This is a genomic window from Pseudomonas sp. 1 R 17 (assembly GCF_900067035.1).
In the GTDB taxonomy this organism is placed as follows: Bacteria; Pseudomonadota; Gammaproteobacteria; order Pseudomonadales; family Pseudomonadaceae; genus Aquipseudomonas; species Aquipseudomonas marginalis.
Genome location: NZ_FKLB01000030.1, coordinates 1 through 20,193 on the forward strand (window position 1 = coordinate 1; position 20,193 = coordinate 20,193).

General features: G+C 61.3%; 16 protein-coding genes and 2 tRNA genes. 14 read left to right on the plus strand and 4 right to left on the minus strand.

Going from position 1 to position 20,193, the window contains the following annotated elements:
* The 10 genes from BFP99_RS09240 to BFP99_RS09285 form a co-directional block, all read left to right on the plus strand.
* On the plus strand, positions 1-983 hold a 983-nt coding region (locus tag BFP99_RS09240), incomplete at its 5' end, for an N-acetylmuramoyl-L-alanine amidase (RefSeq protein WP_065947125.1).
* On the plus strand, positions 983-2,896 hold the full coding sequence (gene mutL, locus BFP99_RS09245; protein ID WP_065925627.1) for a DNA mismatch repair endonuclease MutL: 1,914 nt from the start codon (positions 983-985) through the stop codon (positions 2,894-2,896). The genes BFP99_RS09240 and mutL, both read left to right, overlap by 1 nt.
* Positions 2,896-3,867, plus strand: coding sequence for a tRNA (adenosine(37)-N6)-dimethylallyltransferase MiaA (gene miaA / locus BFP99_RS09250; protein ID WP_065925626.1), 972 nt, complete (start codon positions 2,896-2,898; stop codon positions 3,865-3,867). The genes mutL and miaA overlap by 1 nt, the downstream gene beginning before the upstream one ends.
* Positions 3,868-3,961: 94 nt before the next feature.
* Positions 3,962-4,222: an RNA chaperone Hfq gene (gene hfq, locus BFP99_RS09255; RefSeq protein WP_003171355.1), complete on the plus strand. Its 261-nt coding sequence runs from the start codon at positions 3,962-3,964 to the stop codon at positions 4,220-4,222.
* Between the two features lie 12 nt (positions 4,223-4,234).
* The gene (gene hflX / locus BFP99_RS09260; RefSeq protein ID WP_027604899.1) at positions 4,235-5,536 is read left to right on the plus strand and encodes a ribosome rescue GTPase HflX; all 1,302 of its coding nucleotides are present in this window, start codon (positions 4,235-4,237) and stop codon (positions 5,534-5,536) included.
* 96 nt (positions 5,537-5,632) lie between these two features.
* A complete protein-coding gene (gene hflK, locus BFP99_RS09265; protein WP_065925625.1) occupies positions 5,633-6,808 on the plus strand; it encodes an FtsH protease activity modulator HflK in 1,176 nt (391 codons plus the stop codon).
* Entirely contained in the window at positions 6,808-7,674 is an 867-nt protein-coding gene (hflC, locus tag BFP99_RS09270; RefSeq protein ID WP_010213607.1) for a protease modulator HflC, read from the plus strand. Before hflK ends, hflC begins: the two co-directional genes overlap by 1 nt.
* A gap of 293 nt (positions 7,675-7,967) precedes the next feature.
* Entirely contained in the window at positions 7,968-9,155 is a 1,188-nt protein-coding gene (locus BFP99_RS09275) for an ATP phosphoribosyltransferase regulatory subunit (protein ID WP_065940876.1), read from the plus strand.
* A 54-nt stretch (positions 9,156-9,209) separates the two neighbouring features.
* On the plus strand, positions 9,210-10,499 hold the full coding sequence (locus BFP99_RS09280; RefSeq protein ID WP_027604896.1) for an adenylosuccinate synthase: 1,290 nt from the start codon (positions 9,210-9,212) through the stop codon (positions 10,497-10,499).
* Between the two features lie 139 nt (positions 10,500-10,638).
* On the plus strand, positions 10,639-12,573 hold the full coding sequence (locus BFP99_RS09285) for a methyl-accepting chemotaxis protein (RefSeq protein ID WP_065925623.1): 1,935 nt from the start codon (positions 10,639-10,641) through the stop codon (positions 12,571-12,573).
* Positions 12,574-12,619: 46 nt separating this feature from the next.
* On the opposite strand, the gene BFP99_RS09290 is transcribed toward BFP99_RS09285, so the two are convergent.
* From BFP99_RS09290 to BFP99_RS09305, 4 genes are all read right to left on the minus strand, one after another.
* Entirely contained in the window at positions 12,620-14,185 is a 1,566-nt protein-coding gene (locus BFP99_RS09290; RefSeq protein WP_065947126.1) for an ABC transporter permease, read from the minus strand.
* Entirely contained in the window at positions 14,185-15,210 is a 1,026-nt protein-coding gene (locus BFP99_RS09295) for an iron ABC transporter substrate-binding protein (RefSeq protein ID WP_065925621.1), read from the minus strand. The genes BFP99_RS09290 and BFP99_RS09295 overlap by 1 nt, the downstream gene beginning before the upstream one ends.
* A 146-nt stretch (positions 15,211-15,356) precedes the next feature.
* Positions 15,357-15,443, minus strand: a tRNA-Leu gene (locus BFP99_RS09300).
* Between the two features lie 154 nt (positions 15,444-15,597).
* Positions 15,598-15,684: transfer RNA gene (locus BFP99_RS09305), tRNA-Leu, on the minus strand.
* A 224-nt stretch (positions 15,685-15,908) separates the two neighbouring features.
* Between BFP99_RS09305 and rnr the strand changes: the two genes are divergently transcribed.
* The 4 genes from rnr (at position 15,909) to rpsR (ending at position 20,186) form a co-directional block, all read left to right on the plus strand.
* A complete protein-coding gene (rnr, locus tag BFP99_RS09310; RefSeq protein WP_065947127.1) occupies positions 15,909-18,542 on the plus strand; it encodes a ribonuclease R in 2,634 nt (877 codons plus the stop codon).
* Positions 18,539-19,303: a 23S rRNA (guanosine(2251)-2'-O)-methyltransferase RlmB gene (rlmB, locus tag BFP99_RS09315; protein WP_065947128.1), complete on the plus strand. Its 765-nt coding sequence runs from the start codon at positions 18,539-18,541 to the stop codon at positions 19,301-19,303. Before rnr ends, rlmB begins: the two co-directional genes overlap by 4 nt.
* A 200-nt stretch (positions 19,304-19,503) precedes the next feature.
* Positions 19,504-19,926, plus strand: a complete 423-nt coding sequence (rpsF, locus tag BFP99_RS09320) for a 30S ribosomal protein S6 (RefSeq protein WP_003171371.1) — start codon at positions 19,504-19,506, stop codon at positions 19,924-19,926.
* Positions 19,927-19,955: 29 nt separating this feature from the next.
* Complete coding sequence (rpsR, locus tag BFP99_RS09325) at positions 19,956-20,186, plus strand: 30S ribosomal protein S18 (RefSeq protein ID WP_003171373.1); 231 nt, start codon at positions 19,956-19,958, stop codon at positions 20,184-20,186.
* Positions 20,187-20,193 lie beyond the last annotated feature (7 nt).

A 20,193-nucleotide genomic window follows, 5' to 3' on the forward strand; every position in this document is an offset into this window, starting at 1 on the left:
CAGTGCCGGCCGTACCGGTCAACCCGTCCCAGCCCCAGGTCAAGCTGCCACCGCCGCCGCCAGCGCCGGCCGGCAAGCGCGACATTATCGTGGTGATCGATGCCGGCCACGGCGGTGAAGACCCGGGCGCCTCCGGTTCGCGCGGCCAGCATGAGAAAGACGTGGTGCTGGCCATCGCCCGTGAGCTGCAGCGCCAGGTCAACGGCATGAAAGGCTACCGCGCCGAACTGACCCGTACCGGCGACTACTTCATTCCGTTGCGCGGCCGTACCGAAATCGCCCGTAAGAAGGGCGCCGACCTGTTCGTCTCGATCCATGCGGACGCCGCGCCTTCGACGGCGGCCTTCGGTGCTTCGGTGTTTGCCCTGTCGGATCGCGGCGCCACGTCCGAGACCGCGCGCTGGCTGGCCGACAGTGAAAACCGTTCCGACTTGATCGGCGGGGCCGGCAACGTGTCCCTCGATGACAAGGACAAGATGCTCGCCGGGGTACTGCTTGATCTGTCGATGACGGCCTCGCTGACCTCCAGCTTGAACGTCGGCCAGAAGGTGTTGAGCAACATCGGCCGGGTGACCTCGTTGCATAAGCAGCGCGTGGAACAGGCCGGGTTCATGGTGTTGAAGTCGCCGGACATCCCATCGATCCTGGTGGAAACCGGGTTTATCTCCAATGCCAACGAAGCCTCGAAGCTGGCCAGTGCCAGCCACCAGCAGGCCTTGGCGCGCTCCATCAGTGCTGGCGTGCGCCAGTTCTTCCAGCAGAACCCGCCGCCAGGCACCTACATTGCCTGGCTGCGCGACTCCGGCAAAATCGCCCAGGGCCCGCGCGACCATCGCGTGCAGCCCGGCGACACCGTGGCCATGCTGGCCGTGCGTTTCCAGGTCTCGGCCGCGTCCCTGCGCAGCGCCAACAACCTGAAGAGCGATGAGTTGAAAATCGGCCAGGTATTGACCATCCCCGGCACTGAATTGGCGGCACAGTAATGAGCGAATCAGTCTTGAACAGCGGGTCGCGCATTGAATTGCTCAGCCCGCGCCTCGCCAACCAGATTGCGGCGGGCGAGGTCGTTGAGCGGCCGGCATCGGTGATCAAGGAATTGCTGGAGAACAGCATCGACTCCGGCGCCCGACGCATCGATGTCGATGTGGAGCAGGGCGGCGTCAAGCTGCTGCGTGTCCGCGACGATGGCAGCGGGATCTCCTCCGATGACCTGCCGCTGGCCCTGGCCCGTCACGCCACCAGCAAGATCCGCGACCTGGAAGACCTGGAGCGGGTGATGAGCCTGGGCTTTCGCGGTGAGGCATTGGCTTCCATCAGTTCCGTGGCCCGTCTGACCCTGACGTCGCGCACCCGTGATGCCGAGCAAGCCTGGCAGGTGGAGACCGAAGGCCGCGACATGGCGCCTCGGGTCCAGCCGGCTGCCCACCCGGTGGGCACCTCTGTGGAAGTGCGCGACTTGTTCTTCAACACCCCGGCGCGGCGCAAATTCCTCAAGGCCGAAAAAACCGAATTCGATCACCTGCAAGAAGTCATCAAGCGCCTGGCCCTGGCGCGTTTCGATGTGGCGTTTCACCTGCGCCACAACGGCAAGACCATCCTCAGCCTGCACGAAGCCAACGACGACGCCGCGCGTGCTCGCCGTGTCGCGGCAGTGTGCGGTGCGGGGTTCCTGGAGCAGGCGCTGCCGATTGAAGTCGAACGCAATGGCCTGCGGCTGTGGGGTTGGGTCGGTTTGCCGACGTTTTCCCGTAGCCAGGCGGACTTGCAGTATTTCTTTGTGAATGGCCGGGCGGTACGCGACAAACTGGTGGCCCACGCGGTGCGCCAGGCTTATCGCGATGTGTTGTTCAACGGCCGGCATCCGACCTTTGTGCTGTTTTTCGAGGTCGACCCTTCGGTGGTCGACGTCAATGTGCACCCGACCAAGCACGAAGTGCGCTTCCGTGACGGGCGCATGGTGCATGACTTCCTCTATGGCACCTTGCACCGTGCCCTGGGCGATGTGCGCCCGGATGACCAGTTGTCTGCGCCCATCGTGACGGCGGTGGTGCGGCCGAGCGGCCCCGAAGCGGGCGAGTTTGGCCCTCAGGGCGAAATGAGCCTGGCGGCAAACCTGCTGCAATCGCCGCAACCCCAGCCGAGCTATACGGCGCCGGGCTCTGGCTCGGGAGCGGGTTATCAGTACCAATACACACCGCGTCCGCAATCGGCCGTGCCGGTCGCCGAAGCGCAGGCTGCCTATCGTGAGTTCTTTGCGCCGCTGCCAGGTGCCGAGCCGGGCGCCGTGGCCTTGCCGGAAGGTGGCGGTGATATCCCACCCCTGGGCTACGCGTTGGCGCAGCTCAAGGGCATCTACATCCTCGCGGAAAATGCCCATGGCCTGGTGCTGGTGGACATGCATGCCGCTCACGAGCGGATCATGTACGAGCGCCTGAAGATCGCCATGGCCAGCGAAGGCCTGAGTGGCCAGCCGTTGCTGGTGCCGGAATCCCTGGCCGTCAGCCAGCGTGAGGCCGATTGCGCTGAAGAACATCATGGTGTGTTCCAGAAACTGGGCTTCGAGTTGCAGCGCCTGGGCCCTGAGACCCTGGCGATTCGCCAGATTCCCGCGCTGCTCAAGCAGGCCGAAGCCAACCGGCTGGTGGCCGATGTATTGGCTGACCTGATGGAGTACGGCACCAGTGACCGTATCCAGGCACACATCAACGAACTGCTCGGCACCATGGCCTGCCACGGCGCCATCCGCGCCAATCGCCGCCTGGCCTTGCCGGAAATGAACGGCCTGCTGCGCGACATGGAAAACACCGAACGCAGCGGCCAGTGCAACCATGGCCGTCCGACCTGGACCCAGATGGGCCTGGACGATCTGGACAAACTGTTCTTGCGCGGCCGTTGATGAGTGCCTTGCCCCCCGCAATCTTCCTGATGGGCCCCACGGCCGCCGGCAAGACCGACCTGGCCATCGAGCTCACCAAGGTGCTGCCGTGCGAGCTCATCAGTGTCGACTCAGCCCTGGTTTACCGGGACATGGACATCGGCACCGCCAAGCCTTCCAAAGCGCTGCTGGCGCAGCATCCGCACCGGTTGATCGACATCATCGACCCGGCCGAGAGCTATTCCGCAGCGGATTTCCGCACTGACGCCCTGGCCGCCATGGCGGAAATCACCGCGCGGGGCAACATCCCCTTGCTGGTGGGCGGCACGATGCTCTACTACAAGGCTTTGCAGGAAGGGCTGGCCGACATGCCGCCCGCCGATGCCCAGGTGCGCGCTGAACTCGAAGAAGAGGCTGCACGCCTTGGCTGGCAAGCCCTGCACGACCAGTTGGCAGTGGTTGATCCGGTATCTGCCGCGCGTATTCACCCCAATGATCCCCAGCGCCTCAGCCGCGCTCTGGAAGTCTGGCGGGTCAGCGGGCAGACCATGACTGAACTGCGGCTGAAACAAACTGCGCAAAGTGCTGATGCAGGCGCATCTGGACAGTCACAATTGCCCTATACTGTGGCGAATCTGGCCATCGCTCCGGCAAATCGCCAGGTGCTGCATGAACGAATTGCACAAAGATTCACAATTATGTTGGAACAGGGGTTTGTGGACGAGGTCGTAGCACTGCGGTCAAGAGGTGACCTGCATCCAGGGTTACCTTCGATACGTGCTGTAGGCTACCGCCAAGTCTGGGATCATCTGGACGGCAAGCTGACGTCAGCCGAAATGCAGGAGCGCGGCATCATTGCCACGCGCCAATTAGCGAAGCGCCAGTTCACCTGGCTGCGCAGCTGGAGCGATTTGCACTGGTTGGACAGCCTGGACAGCGACAATCTGTCACGCGCCTTGAAATACTTGGGAACGGTCTCCATATTGAGCTGAGTCCTTGCAATTGCCGTCTATCCTTGGGGGTGTGACGGCCATAAGCTATCTATTTTCCGATTTTTTATTATTGATCCTTAAAGGAGTGCGGCACATGTCAAAAGGGCATTCGCTACAAGACCCTTACTTGAATACTTTACGTAAAGAGAAAGTGGGGGTTTCCATCTATCTGGTCAACGGTATCAAGCTGCAAGGCACGATCGAGTCGTTCGACCAGTTCGTGATCCTGCTGAAAAACACCGTCAGCCAGATGGTCTACAAGCACGCTATCTCGACAGTGGTTCCAGTTCGTCCAATCCGTCTGCCTAGCGCCGCCGGTGATGATGCAGCTGACGCTGAGCCAGGTAACGCCTGATAGGAGTCTCCTTTGTTCTTTGAGCGCCACGGTGGTGGTGAGCGAGTCATCCTCGTTCACTTGGATGGACAGGACCCTGAGGCGCGCGAAGATCCGCAGGAGTTTCAGGAGTTGGCAAATTCGGCCGGCGCCGAGACCGTTGCGTTTTTTAACGTGCCGCGTCATCGGCCAACCGCCAAATTCCTGATTGGCAGCGGCAAGGTCGAGGAATTGCGCGACCTGGTCCATGCCGAAGAAGCCGATCTGGTGATCTTCAATCACACCCTCACGCCCAGTCAGGAACGTAACCTCGAACGTGTATTCGAGTGTCGCGTGATCGACCGCACCGGCCTGATTCTCGATATTTTCGCCCAGCGCGCCCGTACCCATGAGGGCAAGCTCCAGGTAGAACTGGCCCAGCTTGACCACATGAGCACCCGGCTGGTTCGCGGTTGGACTCACCTTGAGCGTCAGGGTGGCGGTATCGGCATGCGGGGCCCGGGTGAAACCCAGCTGGAAACCGACCGACGCCTGCTGCGGGTTCGCCTGCGTCAGATCAAGGGCCGACTGGAGAAGGTGCGCAGCCAGCGCGAGCAATCGCGACGTGGCCGTTCGCGTGCCGATATTCCTACCGTATCGCTGGTGGGCTACACCAACGCCGGCAAGTCCACGCTGTTCAACAACGTGACCAAATCGGACGTGTACGCGGCTGACCAACTGTTCGCTACCCTCGACCCGACCTTGCGCCGTCTGGATATTGACGACCTGGGGCCGATTGTCCTGGCCGACACCGTGGGTTTCATTCGGCACCTGCCCCACAAGCTGGTCGAGGCATTTCGGTCTACGCTCGAAGAGTCGAGCAATTCCGACCTGTTGTTGCACGTGATCGATGCGGCCGAACCGGATCGCATGTTGCAGATTGAACAGGTGATGGTCGTGCTGGGTGAGATTGGTGCCCAGGACTTGCCGATCCTCGAGGTCTATAACAAACTCGATTTGCTTGAAGGCGTTGAGCCACAAATCCAGCGCGACGAGAACGGCAAGCCCCAGCGGGTCTGGCTGTCGGCGCGCGATGGCAGTGGTTTGGAGCTGCTTGAACAAGCCATTGCCGAATTGCTCGGCAGCGATTTGTTCGTCGGCACCTTGCGCTTGCCTCAGCGTTTTGCTCGACTGCGTGCACAGTTTTTCGAGCTGGGCGCGGTACAGAAAGAAGAACACGACGAAGAAGGTGTCAGCTTGCTGGCCGTTCGATTGCCGCGCTCGGAGCTCAATCGGCTGGTCAGCCGTGAAGGCGTAGTACCGACAGAGTTCATCGAACAACACACTTTGCAATAAAAGCCTCAGAAAGCGGTTGTGCCGCAGTAGCAGGCATTCTGTAGCATTGGTCGGCGCGCCGTGGGTGCGTCTTTGCTTTATCAGATGGAGAGCGCTATGGCTTGGAATGAGCCGGGTGGCAACTCGAATAATCAGGATCCTTGGGGTGGTAAGCGCCGCAATAATGGCGACCGCAAGGGGCCACCAGATCTCGACGAGGCCTTCCGAAAGCTGCAGGAAAGCCTGAATGGGTTGTTCGGTGGTGGAAAAAAACGGGGTGGTGATGAAGGTGGTCGCACCAGCAAGGGCGGCGGCTACGGCCTGCTGGGCCTGGGTCTTGTCGTGCTGGCGGCCGTATGGCTGTACAGCGCCGTATACGTCGTGGACGAGCAGGAGCAAGCCGTGGTGCTGCGCTTCGGCAAGTACTACGAGACTGTCGGTCCTGGCCTGAATATCTATTTCCCGCCGATCGACAAGAAGTACATGGAGAACGTCACGCGTGAGCGTGCCTACACCAAGCAGGGCCAGATGCTGACCGAAGACGAGAATATCGTCGAAGTGCCGCTGACCGTGCAGTACAAGATCAGCAACCTGCAGGACTTCGTGCTGAATGTCGATCAGCCGGAAATCAGCCTGCAACACGCAACCGAAAGCGCCCTGCGCCACGTGGTGGGTTCCACCGCCATGGACCAGGTGCTGACCGAAGGCCGTGAACTGATGGCCAGCGAAATCAAGGAGCGCCTGCAACGGTTCCTCGATACCTATCGCACCGGTATCACCGTCACCCAGGTGAACGTACAGAGCGCAGCGGCACCGCGTGAAGTGCAGGAAGCGTTCGACGACGTGATCCGCGCCCGTGAAGACGAACAGCGTTCGCGCAACCAGGCTGAAACCTACGCCAACGGCGTCGTGCCGGAAGCCCGTGGCCAGGCCCAGCGTATCCTTGAGGATGCCAATGGTTACCGTGACGAAGTGGTCTCCCGTGCCAAGGGTGAAGCGGATCGCTTTACCAAGCTGGTCGCCGAGTACCGCAAGGCGCCTGAAGTGACGCGTGAGCGTCTGTACCTGGACACCATGCAGGAAGTCTTCAGCAATACCAGCAAGGTCCTCGTGACCGGCAGCAAGGGTGGGCAGAACAACCTGCTGTACCTGCCGCTGGACAAGATGATCGAAGGTGGTCGCAGCAGCTCCAGTGCACCGTCCACCGGTTCCAATGCCGCTGCCAATGAAGCGAGCGCCCGTGCGGCCGCTGACTTGCTGCAACAGCAAACACGTACCAGGGAGAGTCGTTGATGAGCAATAAATCGCTGACCGCCCTGATTGTGGGCGTCGTCGTGGTCATCGCTGCCTGGAACTGCTTCTACATCGTGGCTCAGACCGAGCGAGCGGTGCTGCTGCAATTCGGTCGCGTGGTCCAGGCGGATGTCCAGCCGGGCCTGCATGTGAAAGTCCCTTACGTCAACCAGGTGCGCAAGTTCGACGCCCGCCTGATGACCCTGGATGCACCGACACAGCGCTTCCTGACCCTGGAAAAGAAAGCCGTGATGGTTGACGCCTACGCCAAGTGGCGCGTCAAGGATGCCGAGCGCTTCTACACTGCGACCTCCGGCCTCAAGCAGATTGCCGACGAGCGTTTGTCGCGCCGTCTGGAGTCGGGCCTGCGTGACCAGTTTGGTAAGCGCACCCTGCACGAGGTGGTGTCCGGTGAACGTGATGCGCTGATGGCGGATATCACCCGTTCGTTGAATACGATGGCGGAAAAAGAACTGGGCATCGAAGTTGTCGATGTTCGGGTCAAGGCCATCGATTTGCCGAAGGAAGTGAACCGCAGCGTGTTCGAGCGCATGAGCACCGAGCGTGAGCGTGAGGCTCGTGAGCACCGTGCCAAGGGTAACGAGCTGGCTGAAGGTATCCGTGCGGATGCCGACCGTCAGCGCCGTGTACTGCTGGCAGAAGCCTATCGCGAGTCTGAAGAGGCCCGTGGTGATGGTGATGCTCAAGCCGCGGCGATCTACGCCAAGGCTTACGGCCAGGACCAGGAGTTCTACGCGTTCTACCGTAGCCTGCGTGCCTACCGTGAAAGCTTCGCGAACAAAACCGACGTCATGGTGCTGGACCCAAGCAGCGACTTCTTCCGCTACCTGGAAAAGTCCAAGTAACCAGCCCGTGATTTTGTAGGGCGCACTCCGTCGGGCGGCTAAAACGCCTGGCGGGGTGATCCTTTCAGAAAACGGGTGTATGATGCGGCAGCCGGGAAATTCCCGGCTTTTTTGCGTCTGCATGTTTGATTCGGCAGGCGTGACAGGTTTTTCGAGGAAAGTGCCCGACGAGGCCGTTAACAGGTCGTTCGTCACGTCGCTCTTGCGCGTGGTTTATGCAGGGGGCGGGTATTTTCTGCTTCACTCAAGGCTCGGCCGAGGGCTGGCCGCCCGGATCATAGGGGAATGGCGTAATGGCAACGGTAGACCGCTGGCTGCTGCCAGATGGCATCGAAGAAGTACTGCCACCAGAGGCTGCGCGCATTGAAGTAGCGCGTCGCCAGGTGTTGGATCTGTTCCAGAGCTGGGGTTACGAGTTTGTCGTGACCCCCCATATCGAGTACCTGGAATCCCTGCTGACCGGCGCGGGCCAGGACCTGGATCTGCGCACCTTCAAGGTCATCGACCCGCAATCGGGCCGGCAAATGGGGTTCCGTGCCGACATCACGCCGCAAGTGGCGCGCATCGATGCGCACACCCTGCGCCGCGAAGGCCCGAGCCGCCTGTGCTACGCCGGCAGCGTGCTGCATGCTCAACCGCGTGCCTTGTCGTCTTCCCGCAGCCCGATCCAGTTGGGCGCGGAGTTGTACGGTGATGCCAGCCCGAGCAGCGACGTTGAAGTGATCAGCCTGATGCTGGCCATGCTGCAACTGGCTGATGTACCAGATGTCCACATGGACCTCGGTCACGTGGGTATCTACCGTGGCCTGGCCCGTGCGGCCGGTTTGTCCGGTGAGGCCGAGCAACAGCTGTTCGATGCCCTGCAGCGCAAGGCGATCGATGAAGTCATCGCCTTGACCGCTGGCGTGCCTGCGGATCTGGCCGAGATGCTGCGTGCACTGGTCAACCTGTGTGGTGGCCGTGAAGTGCTGGTGGCTGCACGTGAACGCCTGGCCAAGGCGCCGGCGCCGGTATTGGCTGCACTGGATGACGTGCTGGCGATTGCTGAGCGGTTGTCGGCGCGGTTCCCGCAGTTGCCGCTGTATTTTGATCTGGGCGAGTTGCGCGGTTACCACTACCACACCGGTGTGGTGTTCGCGGTGTTTGTACCGGGCGTTGGCCAGGCCATCGCCCAAGGTGGACGTTACGACGACATCGGCGCCGACTTCGGTCGTGCGCGTCCGGCCACCGGCTTTTCCACCGATTTGAAAACCCTGGTGACCCTGGGGCGTGCTGAGGTCGAGCTGCCGTCTGGTGGCATCTGGATGCCCGACAGTACGGACGCAGCACTCTGGCAGCAGGTTTGCCAGTTGCGCAGTGAGGGTCAGCGTGTTGTCCAGGCATTGCCTGGGCAGCCATTGGCCGCCGCCCGTGAAGCGGACTGCGACCGGCAATTGATTCTGCAGAACGGGCTTTGGCAAGTATCGCCACTGGCTTCTTGAGTTTTCCTGCCGGCCATCGCCGGCACCAAGTTTGCGCGAATGAGGACAAGTGTTATGGGTAAGAATGTCGTAGTCCTGGGCACCCAATGGGGTGATGAGGGCAAAGGCAAGATCGTTGATCTGCTGACCGAACATGCTGCCGCCGTAGTGCGCTACCAAGGCGGTCACAACGCTGGCCACACCCTGGTCATCGACGGCGAAAAAACCGTCTTGCACCTGATCCCGTCGGGCGTCCTGCGCGAAGGCGTGCAGTGCCTGATCGGTAACGGCGTCGTGGTTGCACCGGATGCCCTGCTGCGCGAGATCACCAAGCTGGAAGAGAAAGGTGTACCGGTGCGCGAGCGCCTGCGTATCAGCCCGTCCTGCCCGCTGATCCTGTCCTTCCACGTTGCGCTGGACCAGGCCCGTGAAAAGGCCCGTGGCGAGCTGAAGATCGGCACCACCGGTCGCGGCATCGGCCCGGCCTACGAAGACAAGGTCGCGCGTCGTGGCCTGCGTGTGGGCGACCTGCTCAACATGCCGCGCTTTGAAGACAAGCTGCGTGAACTGGTGGATTACCACAACTTCATGCTGGTGGGTTACTACAAAGAGCCAGCCATCGAATTCGACAAGACCCTGGCCGAGTGCAAGGAATACGCTGAGCTGCTCAAGCCGCTGATGCTGGATGTGACCGCCGAGCTGCACGACCTGCGTCGCGCCGGCAAGGACATCATGTTCGAAGGCGCCCAGGGTTCGTTGCTGGACATCGACCACGGTACCTACCCGTACGTGACCAGCTCCAACACCACTGCTGGCGGCGTCGCTACCGGTTCGGGCGTTGGTCCTATGTTCCTGGACTACATCCTCGGCATCACCAAGGCCTACACCACCCGTGTAGGTTCGGGCCCGTTCCCGACTGAACTGTTCGACGAAGTCGGTGCGCACCTGGCCAAGCAAGGTCACGAATTCGGCGCGACCACCGGCCGTGCTCGTCGCTGTGGCTGGTTCGACGCCGTTATCCTGCGTCGCGCGATCGATGTGAACAGCATCTCGGGCATCTGCTTCACCAAGCTGGATGTACTCGACGGTCTGGAAACCATCAACATCTGCGTCGGCTACAAAGATGCCGAAGGCAAGGACGTTGCCCCGGTTGACGCCGACAGCTACGTGGGCCTGCAGCCTGTGTACGAAGAAGTGCCGGGCTGGAGCGAATCGACCGTGGGTGCCAAGACCCTGGAAGAGTTGCCAGCCAATGCCCGTGCCTACATCAAGCGCGTTGAAGAGCTGATCGGTGCGCCGATTGACATTATTTCGACGGGCCCGGATCGCAACGAGACCATCGTTCTGCGTCACCCGTTCGCTTAATAAGCTATTGATGTAAAAAGCAAAGGGCTCCTTCGGGAGCCCTTTGTCGTATCTGCATGCCAAGCGGCACGACCCTTGCTGTGTTTCTCTCTTTCGCGGTGCTATCAAATTAGTGGCACCCGTGGTGGAGGGATTCCCGATGTCTGCCGTTCTCTCATTGTTACAAAGCCGTCTGTTGCGGCCGGTGTTCGTTACCCTAGGTATCGCTCTTTTGGTGCAAGTGCTGGTGGCGGTCGCTCTCACCCGGAGCACGGTCACGGCGCTGGAGGCCGATTTGGGCAGTCGCCTGGGCGTCGACAGCCAGAAGCTGTCCGGTGAACTGGCCCAGGCCGGCAAGGAAGTCACGTCGAGCCTGGACAGCTTGTCCACCAGTACCCGTCAGCGCCTGACCGCCGGGCTTTCCGAGCGCCTGCAGGCAGAGCAGAAACAGTTGCGTGCGACCCTGGAAAAAGACCTGCAAGACTCCGCCAACGATATGGCGCAACTGCTGGCCTCGGTGGCGCCCCGCGCCATGTGGGACAGCGATGTGCCAACGCTGTCCGAGTTTGCCCGACGCGCCCAGCGCAATCCCAACGTGCTGTTCGTGGTTTATGACGACGCGGCGGGTGAGCACCTGACTCGTTATCTGAATCGCGAAAATCCGATCAACAAAGCGTTGCTGGAAAAAGGCCAGGGCGATCGCGCCCTGGACAAAGTCCTGAACGCCGCGAAGAACGATCCTTCGGTGTTCTACGTCGAGGCGTCCATCAGCCCTAACGGCGTGGAGATTGGCAAGGTGCTCATGGGGGTGTCGACCGCGTCGGTCGAGGCCGATCTGCAAGCGCTGGACAAGCGTTTTGCCGCACTGATAGCCAGCGGTGATCAGTTGGTCGGCGACAGCCTCAAAGGTGCCGCGGCGGATAGCGCGGCGGCCATGGGCGCTCGCCTGCAGTCGGCACAAGCCACTGCGACCCAGATGACCGTCAACACCACCGACGCCGTGCAGGAGGCTGCCGGCACCTTGCGTTGGCGCATCGGCATGGGGCTGGCGGTGGTCGGTTTCGGCGTATTGCTGCTGATCGCCGTGGTTCTCGGCCGCCGTGTGGTCAATCGCCTGAAACTGCTTATCGCGGCCATGGATGACCTGGCAGCAGGCGAGGGCGACCTCACCAAGCGCGTGCAGATCAACAGCAAGGACGAAATCGGCGACATGGCCTCGGCGGTCAATCGCTTTGTGGATAAGTTGCAACCCATCGTGCGCGAGGCGGGCGATGTGGCCCAGCGTACCGGCGTGGAAATCGGCGCCATGACCTTGCGCAATGCCGGCGCCGATGCGGCCGCTGGCTTGCAGCGTGATGAGGTGGCGGAGAGTTTGCGCGCACTGTCGCAAATGGCCGACGAGGCCCAGGCCGAAAGCCACGCCATGCAGGCGGCGTTGCAGCAGGTGGTGGATATTCGTCAGGCGACGGACGAGAACTCGCGCACGTCGGCCGAAGTTGGCAGTTTGATCGAGGCGTTGGCGGGGCAGGTCCAGGCCGGGTCCCAGGTTATCGAGCGCCTGGCCCAGCAAAGCGAGCAGATCGAAGTGGTGCTGACGGTCATCCATGGTATCGCCGAGCAGACCAACCTGTTGGCGCTCAACGCGGCCATTGAAGCCGCGCGTGCGGGCGAGACCGGGCGGGGCTTTGCGGTGGTGGCGGACGAAGTGCGTGCGTTGGCCAGCAAGACCCAAAGCTCTACCGGCGATATCCAGGCCCATATCGTCGCGTTGCAGCAGGGCGCGCGGGAGGCGGTGGAAACCATCGGCAAGGCCGGGCGCCAGGCCAACGAAGGTTTGCTGGTGCTGCGCGACAGCGTGCGCTTGCAGCAGACGGTGCAGGCCTCGGTGGAGCAGGTGCATGCAGCGATTGGCCTGGCTACCCGCGCCGCCGAGCACCAGGCCCAGGGCGCCCATGCGGTACGAGGCCGTGTCGAGGTGATCCATGCCCAGGCCGAGCGTGCGGCGCAGGCGGTGGTGGAGACTACCGCCAGTGGCAAGGTGCTGGATGGGTTGGCGGCGCAGTTGAAGGCGAGTCTGGGGCAGTTCCGGGCTTAGCGTCGTCCGTTCTGGCCTCATCGGGGGCTTGCCCCCGATAGCGATCTCAGCGGCTCAAGTACATCCGAGTTGTCAGCAGATAGACCGGCAACCCCGACACCACTATCAACAACGCTGCATAAGGCGCCGCCGCCGCAAACTCCACATTCGAGGTGTGCGCCCACACGGCAGTCGCCAAGGTATTCAGCCCGGTGGGGCTGAGCAGCAGCGTCGCCGTCAATTCCTTCATGGCGTCCAGGAACACCAGCGCAAATGCCGCACCCAATGCCGGAAAAATAATCGGCAGCGTCACTCGGCAAAACGCACTGAACGACGATGCCCCCAGCGTGCGCGCAGCCTCTTCCAGCTGCGGCGCCGCCTTGTTCAAGGCCGTACGGATCGGCGCCTGGGCCAATGGAAGAAACAACAACCCATAGGCGATCAGCAGCAACGCCGACGTCTGGTACAGCGCCGGCACGTAATGCAGGGCGAAATACACCAGTGTCAACGCAATCACCAGGCCGGGCAGGGCGTGCAGCAGGTACGGCAGGCGCTCGGCCCAGATTGCCAGTCGGCCCTTGTAGCGCACCACCAGCAGCCCCAGCGGTACCGCCAGCGCCAGGCACAGCGCCGCGCCACCCAGCGACAGCATCAGGGAGGACAGCAATGCCTCACCAATCTCGGCCATTGGAAATGCCGCCGATGAACCTACCGCCAGCCAATAGCCGAGCATGCCCAAGGGGATGCCGCTGCCGATGATCGCCAGCGTAAGGCAATACACCTGGCCCAGTGGCGCCCACTTGCCCAGTCGCACCTGCTCCCCATGCCGCGCCGCGCCCTGGCCGATGCGCACGTGCCGGCCCTTGCCGCGCACGCGCAGTTCCAGCCACAGCAGGGTCAGGCACATCACCAGCAATACCGCCGAAAGCATCGCGGCATTGGCATTGCTGAACTCCAGTTCGAATTGCTGGTAGATCGCGGTGGTGAAGGTTTGCAGGCCGATGATCGACAGCGCGCCGAACTCGACCAGCATATGCAGGGCAATCAGCAGTGCCCCAGCCAGCAGCGACGGCCACAGCAAGGGCAGGGTGATGCGCAGGAATACGCCCCAGCGATTCTGCCCCAGGGTGCGGGCCGATTCTTCAAGGGAAGGGTCCAGGTTGCGCAAGGTTGCGGCCACTGGCAAAAACACCAGCGGGTATTTGGACAGGGTCATCACCAGAATCGCGCCGCCGAGCCCTTCGAAGTGGGCGCTCAGGGATACCCAGGTGAAGCTGCTGACAAACGCCGGCACCGCGAACGGCAGGCACAGGACTACGCCCCAGAGGCGGCGTCCCGGCAGATTGCTGCGTTCCAGCAGCCAGGCCAGGGACAGGCCGATCACGCCGCACGCCAGCGTCACGCCGACCATCAGCGCCAGGGTGTTGCGCAGCAGCCCGAACACATAGGGCCGCCAGAGCAGATGTACCGCCTGCGCCCAGCCCGCCTGCCAGGCCTTTAGCCCGACGTACACCAGTGGCAGCAGGCTCAGGCCAACCAGTAGCAGGACGGGGAGCAGTAGCCAGATCGAAGGGCGCTTGCGGCGTGGGCTGAACCCCCCGCGCAGGGCGGGGGTGGGTAGCGATGGGTTCATCAGTTCAAGCCAACCTCACGTTCCAGGTCCAGGGCTTCTTCTGCGTTGCCGAGGTCGGCAGGCGTGACTTTCGGCGGCTGCAGTTCGCTGAAAGGCTTGAGGCCGCGGTTGGATTCCATGCCTTTGCGCAGCGGGTACTCGGCCGAGGTAGTGGTAATCACGCGCTGGCCTTCTTCGCTGGCCATGAACGCCAGCAGTTGCTGGGCTTCTTTGGGATGCTTGCTGGACTTCAGCGCGGCCGCCGAAGACACGGTGATCAGGCCGCCGGCATCACCATCGGTGAAGTAGTGCAGTTGGGAGTCGAGGTTGGTTTTTTCTTTCTTCAGGGCAAACCAGTAGTAGTTGTTCACCAGAACGGTGGCTACTTCGCCGTTTTCCACGGCCTTCAAGGCGACCATGTTGTTGCTGTACACCTTGCCGAAGGCACGCAGGCCGGTCAGCCATTCTTCGGCGGCTTCACGGCCGTGCAGCTTGATGATCGCCACGGCCTGTTCCTGGAAGGCGCCGCTGGTAGGTACGAAACCGACCTTGCCTTGCCACTCGGGGCCGGCGAAATCCAATACCGACTTGGGCAGGTCTTTCTCGGCAATCAGTTTGGGGTTGAAGGCTACGACGCGGGTGCGTGCGGTCACGCCCATCCAGTCGCCGTTACGGCCCACGTAATCCTTGGGCAGGACGTCGAGCGTGCCTGCATCGATCTTGGCCAGCAGGCCTTGCTCGCCAAGTTTGTTCAGTGGCGGCGATTCCTCGGTGTAGATCACGTCGGCAGGGGAGCGGTCGCCTTCCTCCACGACTTGGCTGGCCAGTTGGTTGCTGCTGCCCTTGCGTACGTTGACGTGAATACCGGTCCTGGCTTCGAAGGCCTTGGCGAGTTCATCGCCGACTTCTTTGTGTTGGCCGTTGTACAGGGTCAGGGAGACCTTGTCGGCGGAATAGGCGGCGGGGGAGAGTAGGGTCAGGCCGAGCAGAGTGATGGTCAGGCCACGCAGAAGGGATGTCTTGAGACGGGTATCGCGGATCATCATCCGGGGTTTTCCTCACTTGAGTGCAACAAATCATTGCAAGGATAAACGATAAAACTTCTCAAGTGCGCCGAAGGGGGGAAATTGCTGGTGGAGGTTTTCAAACCCCGGAAACGAAAAAACCCGCTTTCGCGGGTTTGATCTGAATTTGGTGCCCAGGAGAAGACTCGAACTTCCACGACCTTGCGATCACCAGCACCTGAAGCTGGCGTGTCTACCAATTTCACCACCTGGGCATTATCAAGCAACGTTGCCGCTGTTGATGGGGCGAACTATACGGCGGGCTTTTTAATCTGTAAACCCCTGATTCGAAAAATATAAATCGATTTTCTCGTTAAAAATCAGAAGCCTGAAACGAAAAAACCCGCTTTCGCGGGTTTGATCTGAATTTGGTGCCCAGGAGAAGACTCGAACTTCCACGACCTTGCGATCACCAGCACCTGAAGCTGGCGTGTCTACCAATTTCACCACCTGGGCAACATCAACAACGTTGCCGTCGTCGATGGCGCGCACTATACGGAGCGGTTTTTTAGCTGTAAACCCCTGCTATGAAAAAAACCTGGAAAATTTCGCCAATGGTCGTGCAAGGTGCGCGGCGAGGGCTGTAAAAGGCTTTTAAACGCTTGTTGATGCCTGAAATTTCCCGTTTCAATACGCGTATGCCAAACTAACCCGCATATAGACAAGGTGAAAAATCTCTAATGGCCGATTGGCAGTCCCTCGATCCCGAGGCCGCTCGTGAAGCGGAAAAATATGAAAACCCTATTCCTAGCCGCGAACTGATCCTGGCGCACCTCGCCGATCGGGGTTCGCCTGCTAGCCGTGAGCAGTTGGTCGAAGAGTTCGGTCTGACCACCGAAGACCAGCTCGAAGCCCTGCGCCGCCGCCTGCGTGCCATGGAGCGCGATGCTCAACTGATCTACACCCGCCGTGGCACCTATGCACCCGTGGATAAGCTCGACCTGATCCTCGGCCGCATTGCCGGCCACCGTGACGGTTTCGGCTTCCTGATCCCGGATGACGGCAGTGATGACCTGTTCATGAGCCCGGCGCAAATGCGCCTGGTGTTCGATGGCGACCGTGCCCTGGCGCGGGTTTCCGGACTGGACCGTCGTGGTCGCCGTGAAGGCGTGATCGTCGAAGTGGTGTCCCGTGCCCACGAGTCCATCGTCGGCCGCTACTTCGAAGAAGGCGGTATCGGCTTTGTTGTGCCGGATAACCCGAAGGTCCAGCAGGAAGTGCTGATCACCCCGGGCCGCAATGGCGCTGCCAAGGTCGGCCAGTTCGTCGAGGTGAAAATCACCCACTGGCCGACTGCGCGCTTCCAGCCCCAGGGCGATATTGTAGAAGTGGTCGGCAACTACATGGCGCCGGGCATGGAAATCGACGTGGCGCTGCGTACCTACGATATTCCTCACGTCTGGCCTGAGGCTGTGCTCAAGGAAGCCGCCAAGCTCAAGCCGGAAGTCGAAGAAAAGGACAAGGAAAAACGCATCGACCTGCGCCATCTGCCGTTCGTCACCATTGACGGTGAAGATGCCCGCGACTTCGACGATGCGGTCTACTGCGAAGCCAAGCCCGGCAAGCTGCGCCTGTTCTCCGGCGGCTGGAAGTTGTTCGTCGCGATTGCCGACGTTTCCAGCTATGTGAAGATCGGTTCGGCCCTGGATAACGAGGCCCAGGTACGCGGCAACTCCGTGTATTTCCCTGAGCGCGTGATCCCGATGCTGCCTGAGCAGCTGTCCAACGGCCTGTGCTCCCTGAACCCGAAAGTCGACCGTTTGGCCATGGTTTGCGAGATGACTATCTCGAAAACCGGCGAAATGACCGATTACCAGTTCTATGAAGCGGTGATCCACTCCCAGGCGCGCCTGACCTACAACAAGGTCAGCACCATCCTGGAACAGCCGAAAACCAGCGAAGCCAAGGCGTTGCGTGGTGAGTACGGGCATGTGGTGCCGCACCTCAAGCAGCTGTACGCGTTGTACAAAGTGTTGCTGGGTGCCCGTCATGTGCGTGGCGCGATCGATTTTGAAACCCAGGAAACCCGGATTGTCTTCGGTTCCGAGCGCAAGATCGCCGCGATCACCCCGACCACCCGTAACGATGCGCACAAGCTGATCGAGGAATGCATGCTGGCGGCCAACGTGGCCACCGCTGAATTCCTGAAAAAGCACGAAATCCCTGCGCTCTACCGTGTGCACGATGGCCCGCCACCGGAGCGCCTGGAAAAACTGCGCGCGTTCCTCGGCGAGCTGGGCCTGTCCCTGCACAAAGGCAAGGACGGCCCGACGCCGAAGGACTACCAGGCACTGCTGGCCAGCATCAAGGACCGTCCGGATTACCACGTGATCCAGACCGTGATGCTGCGCTCCCTGAGCCAGGCGGTGTACAGCGCCGATAACCAGGGCCACTTCGGCCTGAATTACGAGGCGTATACCCACTTCACCTCGCCGATTCGCCGTTATCCGGACTTGCTCACGCACCGCGCAATCCGCAGCGTGATCCATTCCAAGCAGAACACCCCGCACGTCAAGCGCGCCGGTGCCATGACCATTCCGAAGGCGCGGATCTATCCGTACGACGAAGCGGCCCTGGAACAGTTGGGCGAGCAGTGCTCCATGAGCGAGCGCCGCGCCGACGAAGCCACCCGCGATGTGGTGAACTGGCTCAAGTGTGAGTTCATGAAGGACCGCGTGGGCGAGTCGTTCCCAGGTGTGATCACCGCCGTGACCGGCTTTGGCCTGTTCGTCGAGCTGACCGACATCTACGTCGAAGGCCTGGTGCACGTCACCGCCTTGCCGGGTGACTACTACCACTTCGACCCTGTGCACCACCGTCTGGCGGGTGAGCGTACCGGTCGCAGTTTCCGTTTGGGCGATACCGTGGAAGTGCAGGTCATGCGCGTCGATCTCGACGAGCGCAAGATCGACTTTGGCATGCCTGACAAGCCCGCCGAAGCGCCGGGCCGTAAAAAGCGTGGCAGCGAGACGACCGCGCCTGCAAGCAAAGGCAAAGGCGCTCCCGCCAAAGCGGCAGTTGCAGAGCCTGCTCCGGCCAAGGCCGGGCGCCGTCCAGCAGCCAAGGACAAAGCACCCGAGGCCTACCGCCCAAGCGACGCGGCGGCGAAAAACGCCGAACTGCGCAAGAGCCGTGAGTTGAAGCAGCAGTTGCTCAACGAAGCCAAAAGCGGTGGTAAAGCGGCGTCTGGGGGAAAGTCCCAGGGGGCGGAAAAGCCGTCGAGCAAGCCAAGTAAACACCGTAAAGGCCCGCCAAAAGCGGGTTCGGCCCCCGCGAAAAGCGGCGGGTCGCGCAAACCTAAGGCCAAGTCATGAGTCTGGAAAAAATCTACGGCGTCCACGCCGTAGAAGCACTGCTGCGTCACCACCCTAAGCGCGTCAAGCAAGTCTGGCTGGCCGAAGGTCGCAGCGAGCCGCGCGTACAGGCGTTGGTCGAGTTGGCCACCCAAAACAAAGTCGCCATAGGCCAGGCCGAACGGCGTGAAATGGACGTGTGGGTCGAAGGCGTCCACCAGGGTGTGGTGGCGGACGTCAGTCCGAGCCAGGTCTGGGGCGAAGCGATGCTCGATGAGCTGCTCGACCGTACCGAAGGTGCACCGCTGCTGCTGGTGCTGGACGGCGTGACCGACCCGCACAACCTCGGCGCGTGCCTGCGCTCGGCCGATGCTGCGGGTGCGCTGGCGGTGATTGTGCCTAAGGACAAGTCGGCTACCTTGACGCCGGTTGTGCGTAAAGTCGCCTGTGGCGCGGCGGAAGTGATTCCGCTGGTGGCCGTGACCAACCTGGCGCGCACCCTGGAGAAACTCCAGCAGCGCGGCCTGTGGGTCGTGGGCACGGCGGGAGAGGCCGAGGTCAGCATTTATGACCAGGACCTCACCGGCCCGACCATCCTGATCATGGGGGCCGAAGGCAAGGGCATGCGTCGCCTGACCCGTGAACATTGCGATTACCTGGTGCACCTGCCGATGGCCGGTAGTGTCAGCAGCCTGAACGTGTCGGTTGCGACCGGCGTGTGCCTGTTTGAGGCCCAGCGTCAGCGTGGGGCTAAAAAGGCAGTCGCTTCGCGCAAGTCGTAAGCTTCAAGCTGCAAGTTAAAAGCACGGTGGTTGACCACTTGTAGCTTGTAGCTTGCAGCTTCCCCCCTGCTCCTCTACTATTGCGCCCCTTGCCTTCCTGGCAGGCACCGATGTGCCTCCCTGCGGCAAGATCCATAAGTGTCATTCACTCCTTGTCTGACCGTTTTTGAGCGGCAGGCTACAACCCGTAAGGAGCATTCATGCGTCATTACGAAATCATCTTTTTGGTCCACCCGGATCAAAGCGAGCAAGTCGGCGGCATGGTTGAGCGTTACACCAAGCTGATCGAAGAAGACGGCGGCAAAATCCACCGTCTGGAAGATTGGGGTCGTCGTCAACTGGCCTACGCAATCAACAATGTTCACAAGGCTCACTACGTGATGCTGAACGTTGAGTGCACCGGCAAGGCCCTGGCCGAGCTGGAAGACAACTTCCGCTACAACGATGCAGTGATCCGTAACCTGGTCATCCGTCGCGAAGAAGCCGTTACCGGCCAATCCGAGATGCTCAAGGCTGAAGAAAACCGCAGTGAGCGCCGTGAGCGTCGCGACCGTCCTGAGCACGAAGGCGCTGATAGCGCTGATAGTGATGACAGCGACAGCAGCGATAACGCTGACGAGTAATCCACGGACCTTATTAAGGAGCCTATCAAATGGCACGTTTCTTCCGTCGTCGTAAGTTTTGCCGCTTCACCGCTGAAGAAGTGAAGGAGATCGACTACAAAGATCTCAACACTCTGAAAGCCTACGTATCCGAGACCGGCAAAATCGTTCCAAGCCGTATCACCGGTACCAAAGCACGTTATCAGCGTCAGCTGGCTACCGCTATCAAGCGCGCCCGCTTCCTGGCCCTGCTGGCCTACACCGACAGCCACGGCCGCTGAGACCGGG

Coding starts and splice junctions, on each gene's coding strand:
- mutL (WP_065925627.1), top strand. CDS start 983: ATGAGCGAATCAGTCTTGAACAGCGGGTCGCGCATTGAATTGCTCAGC.
- miaA (WP_065925626.1), top strand. CDS start 2,896: ATGAGTGCCTTGCCCCCCGCAATCTTCCTGATGGGCCCCACGGCCGCC.
- hfq (WP_003171355.1), top strand. CDS start 3,962: ATGTCAAAAGGGCATTCGCTACAAGACCCTTACTTGAATACTTTACGT.
- hflK (WP_065925625.1), top strand. CDS start 5,633: ATGGCTTGGAATGAGCCGGGTGGCAACTCGAATAATCAGGATCCTTGG.
- hflC (WP_010213607.1), top strand. CDS start 6,808: ATGAGCAATAAATCGCTGACCGCCCTGATTGTGGGCGTCGTCGTGGTC.
- BFP99_RS09275 (WP_065940876.1), top strand. CDS start 7,968: ATGGCAACGGTAGACCGCTGGCTGCTGCCAGATGGCATCGAAGAAGTA.
- BFP99_RS09280 (WP_027604896.1), top strand. CDS start 9,210: ATGGGTAAGAATGTCGTAGTCCTGGGCACCCAATGGGGTGATGAGGGC.
- BFP99_RS09285 (WP_065925623.1), top strand. CDS start 10,639: ATGTCTGCCGTTCTCTCATTGTTACAAAGCCGTCTGTTGCGGCCGGTG.
- BFP99_RS09290 (WP_065947126.1), bottom strand. CDS start 14,185: ATGAACCCATCGCTACCCACCCCCGCCCTGCGCGGGGGGTTCAGCCCA.
- BFP99_RS09295 (WP_065925621.1), bottom strand. CDS start 15,210: ATGATGATCCGCGATACCCGTCTCAAGACATCCCTTCTGCGTGGCCTG.
- rnr (WP_065947127.1), top strand. CDS start 15,909: ATGGCCGATTGGCAGTCCCTCGATCCCGAGGCCGCTCGTGAAGCGGAA.
- rlmB (WP_065947128.1), top strand. CDS start 18,539: ATGAGTCTGGAAAAAATCTACGGCGTCCACGCCGTAGAAGCACTGCTG.
- rpsF (WP_003171371.1), top strand. CDS start 19,504: ATGCGTCATTACGAAATCATCTTTTTGGTCCACCCGGATCAAAGCGAG.
- rpsR (WP_003171373.1), top strand. CDS start 19,956: ATGGCACGTTTCTTCCGTCGTCGTAAGTTTTGCCGCTTCACCGCTGAA.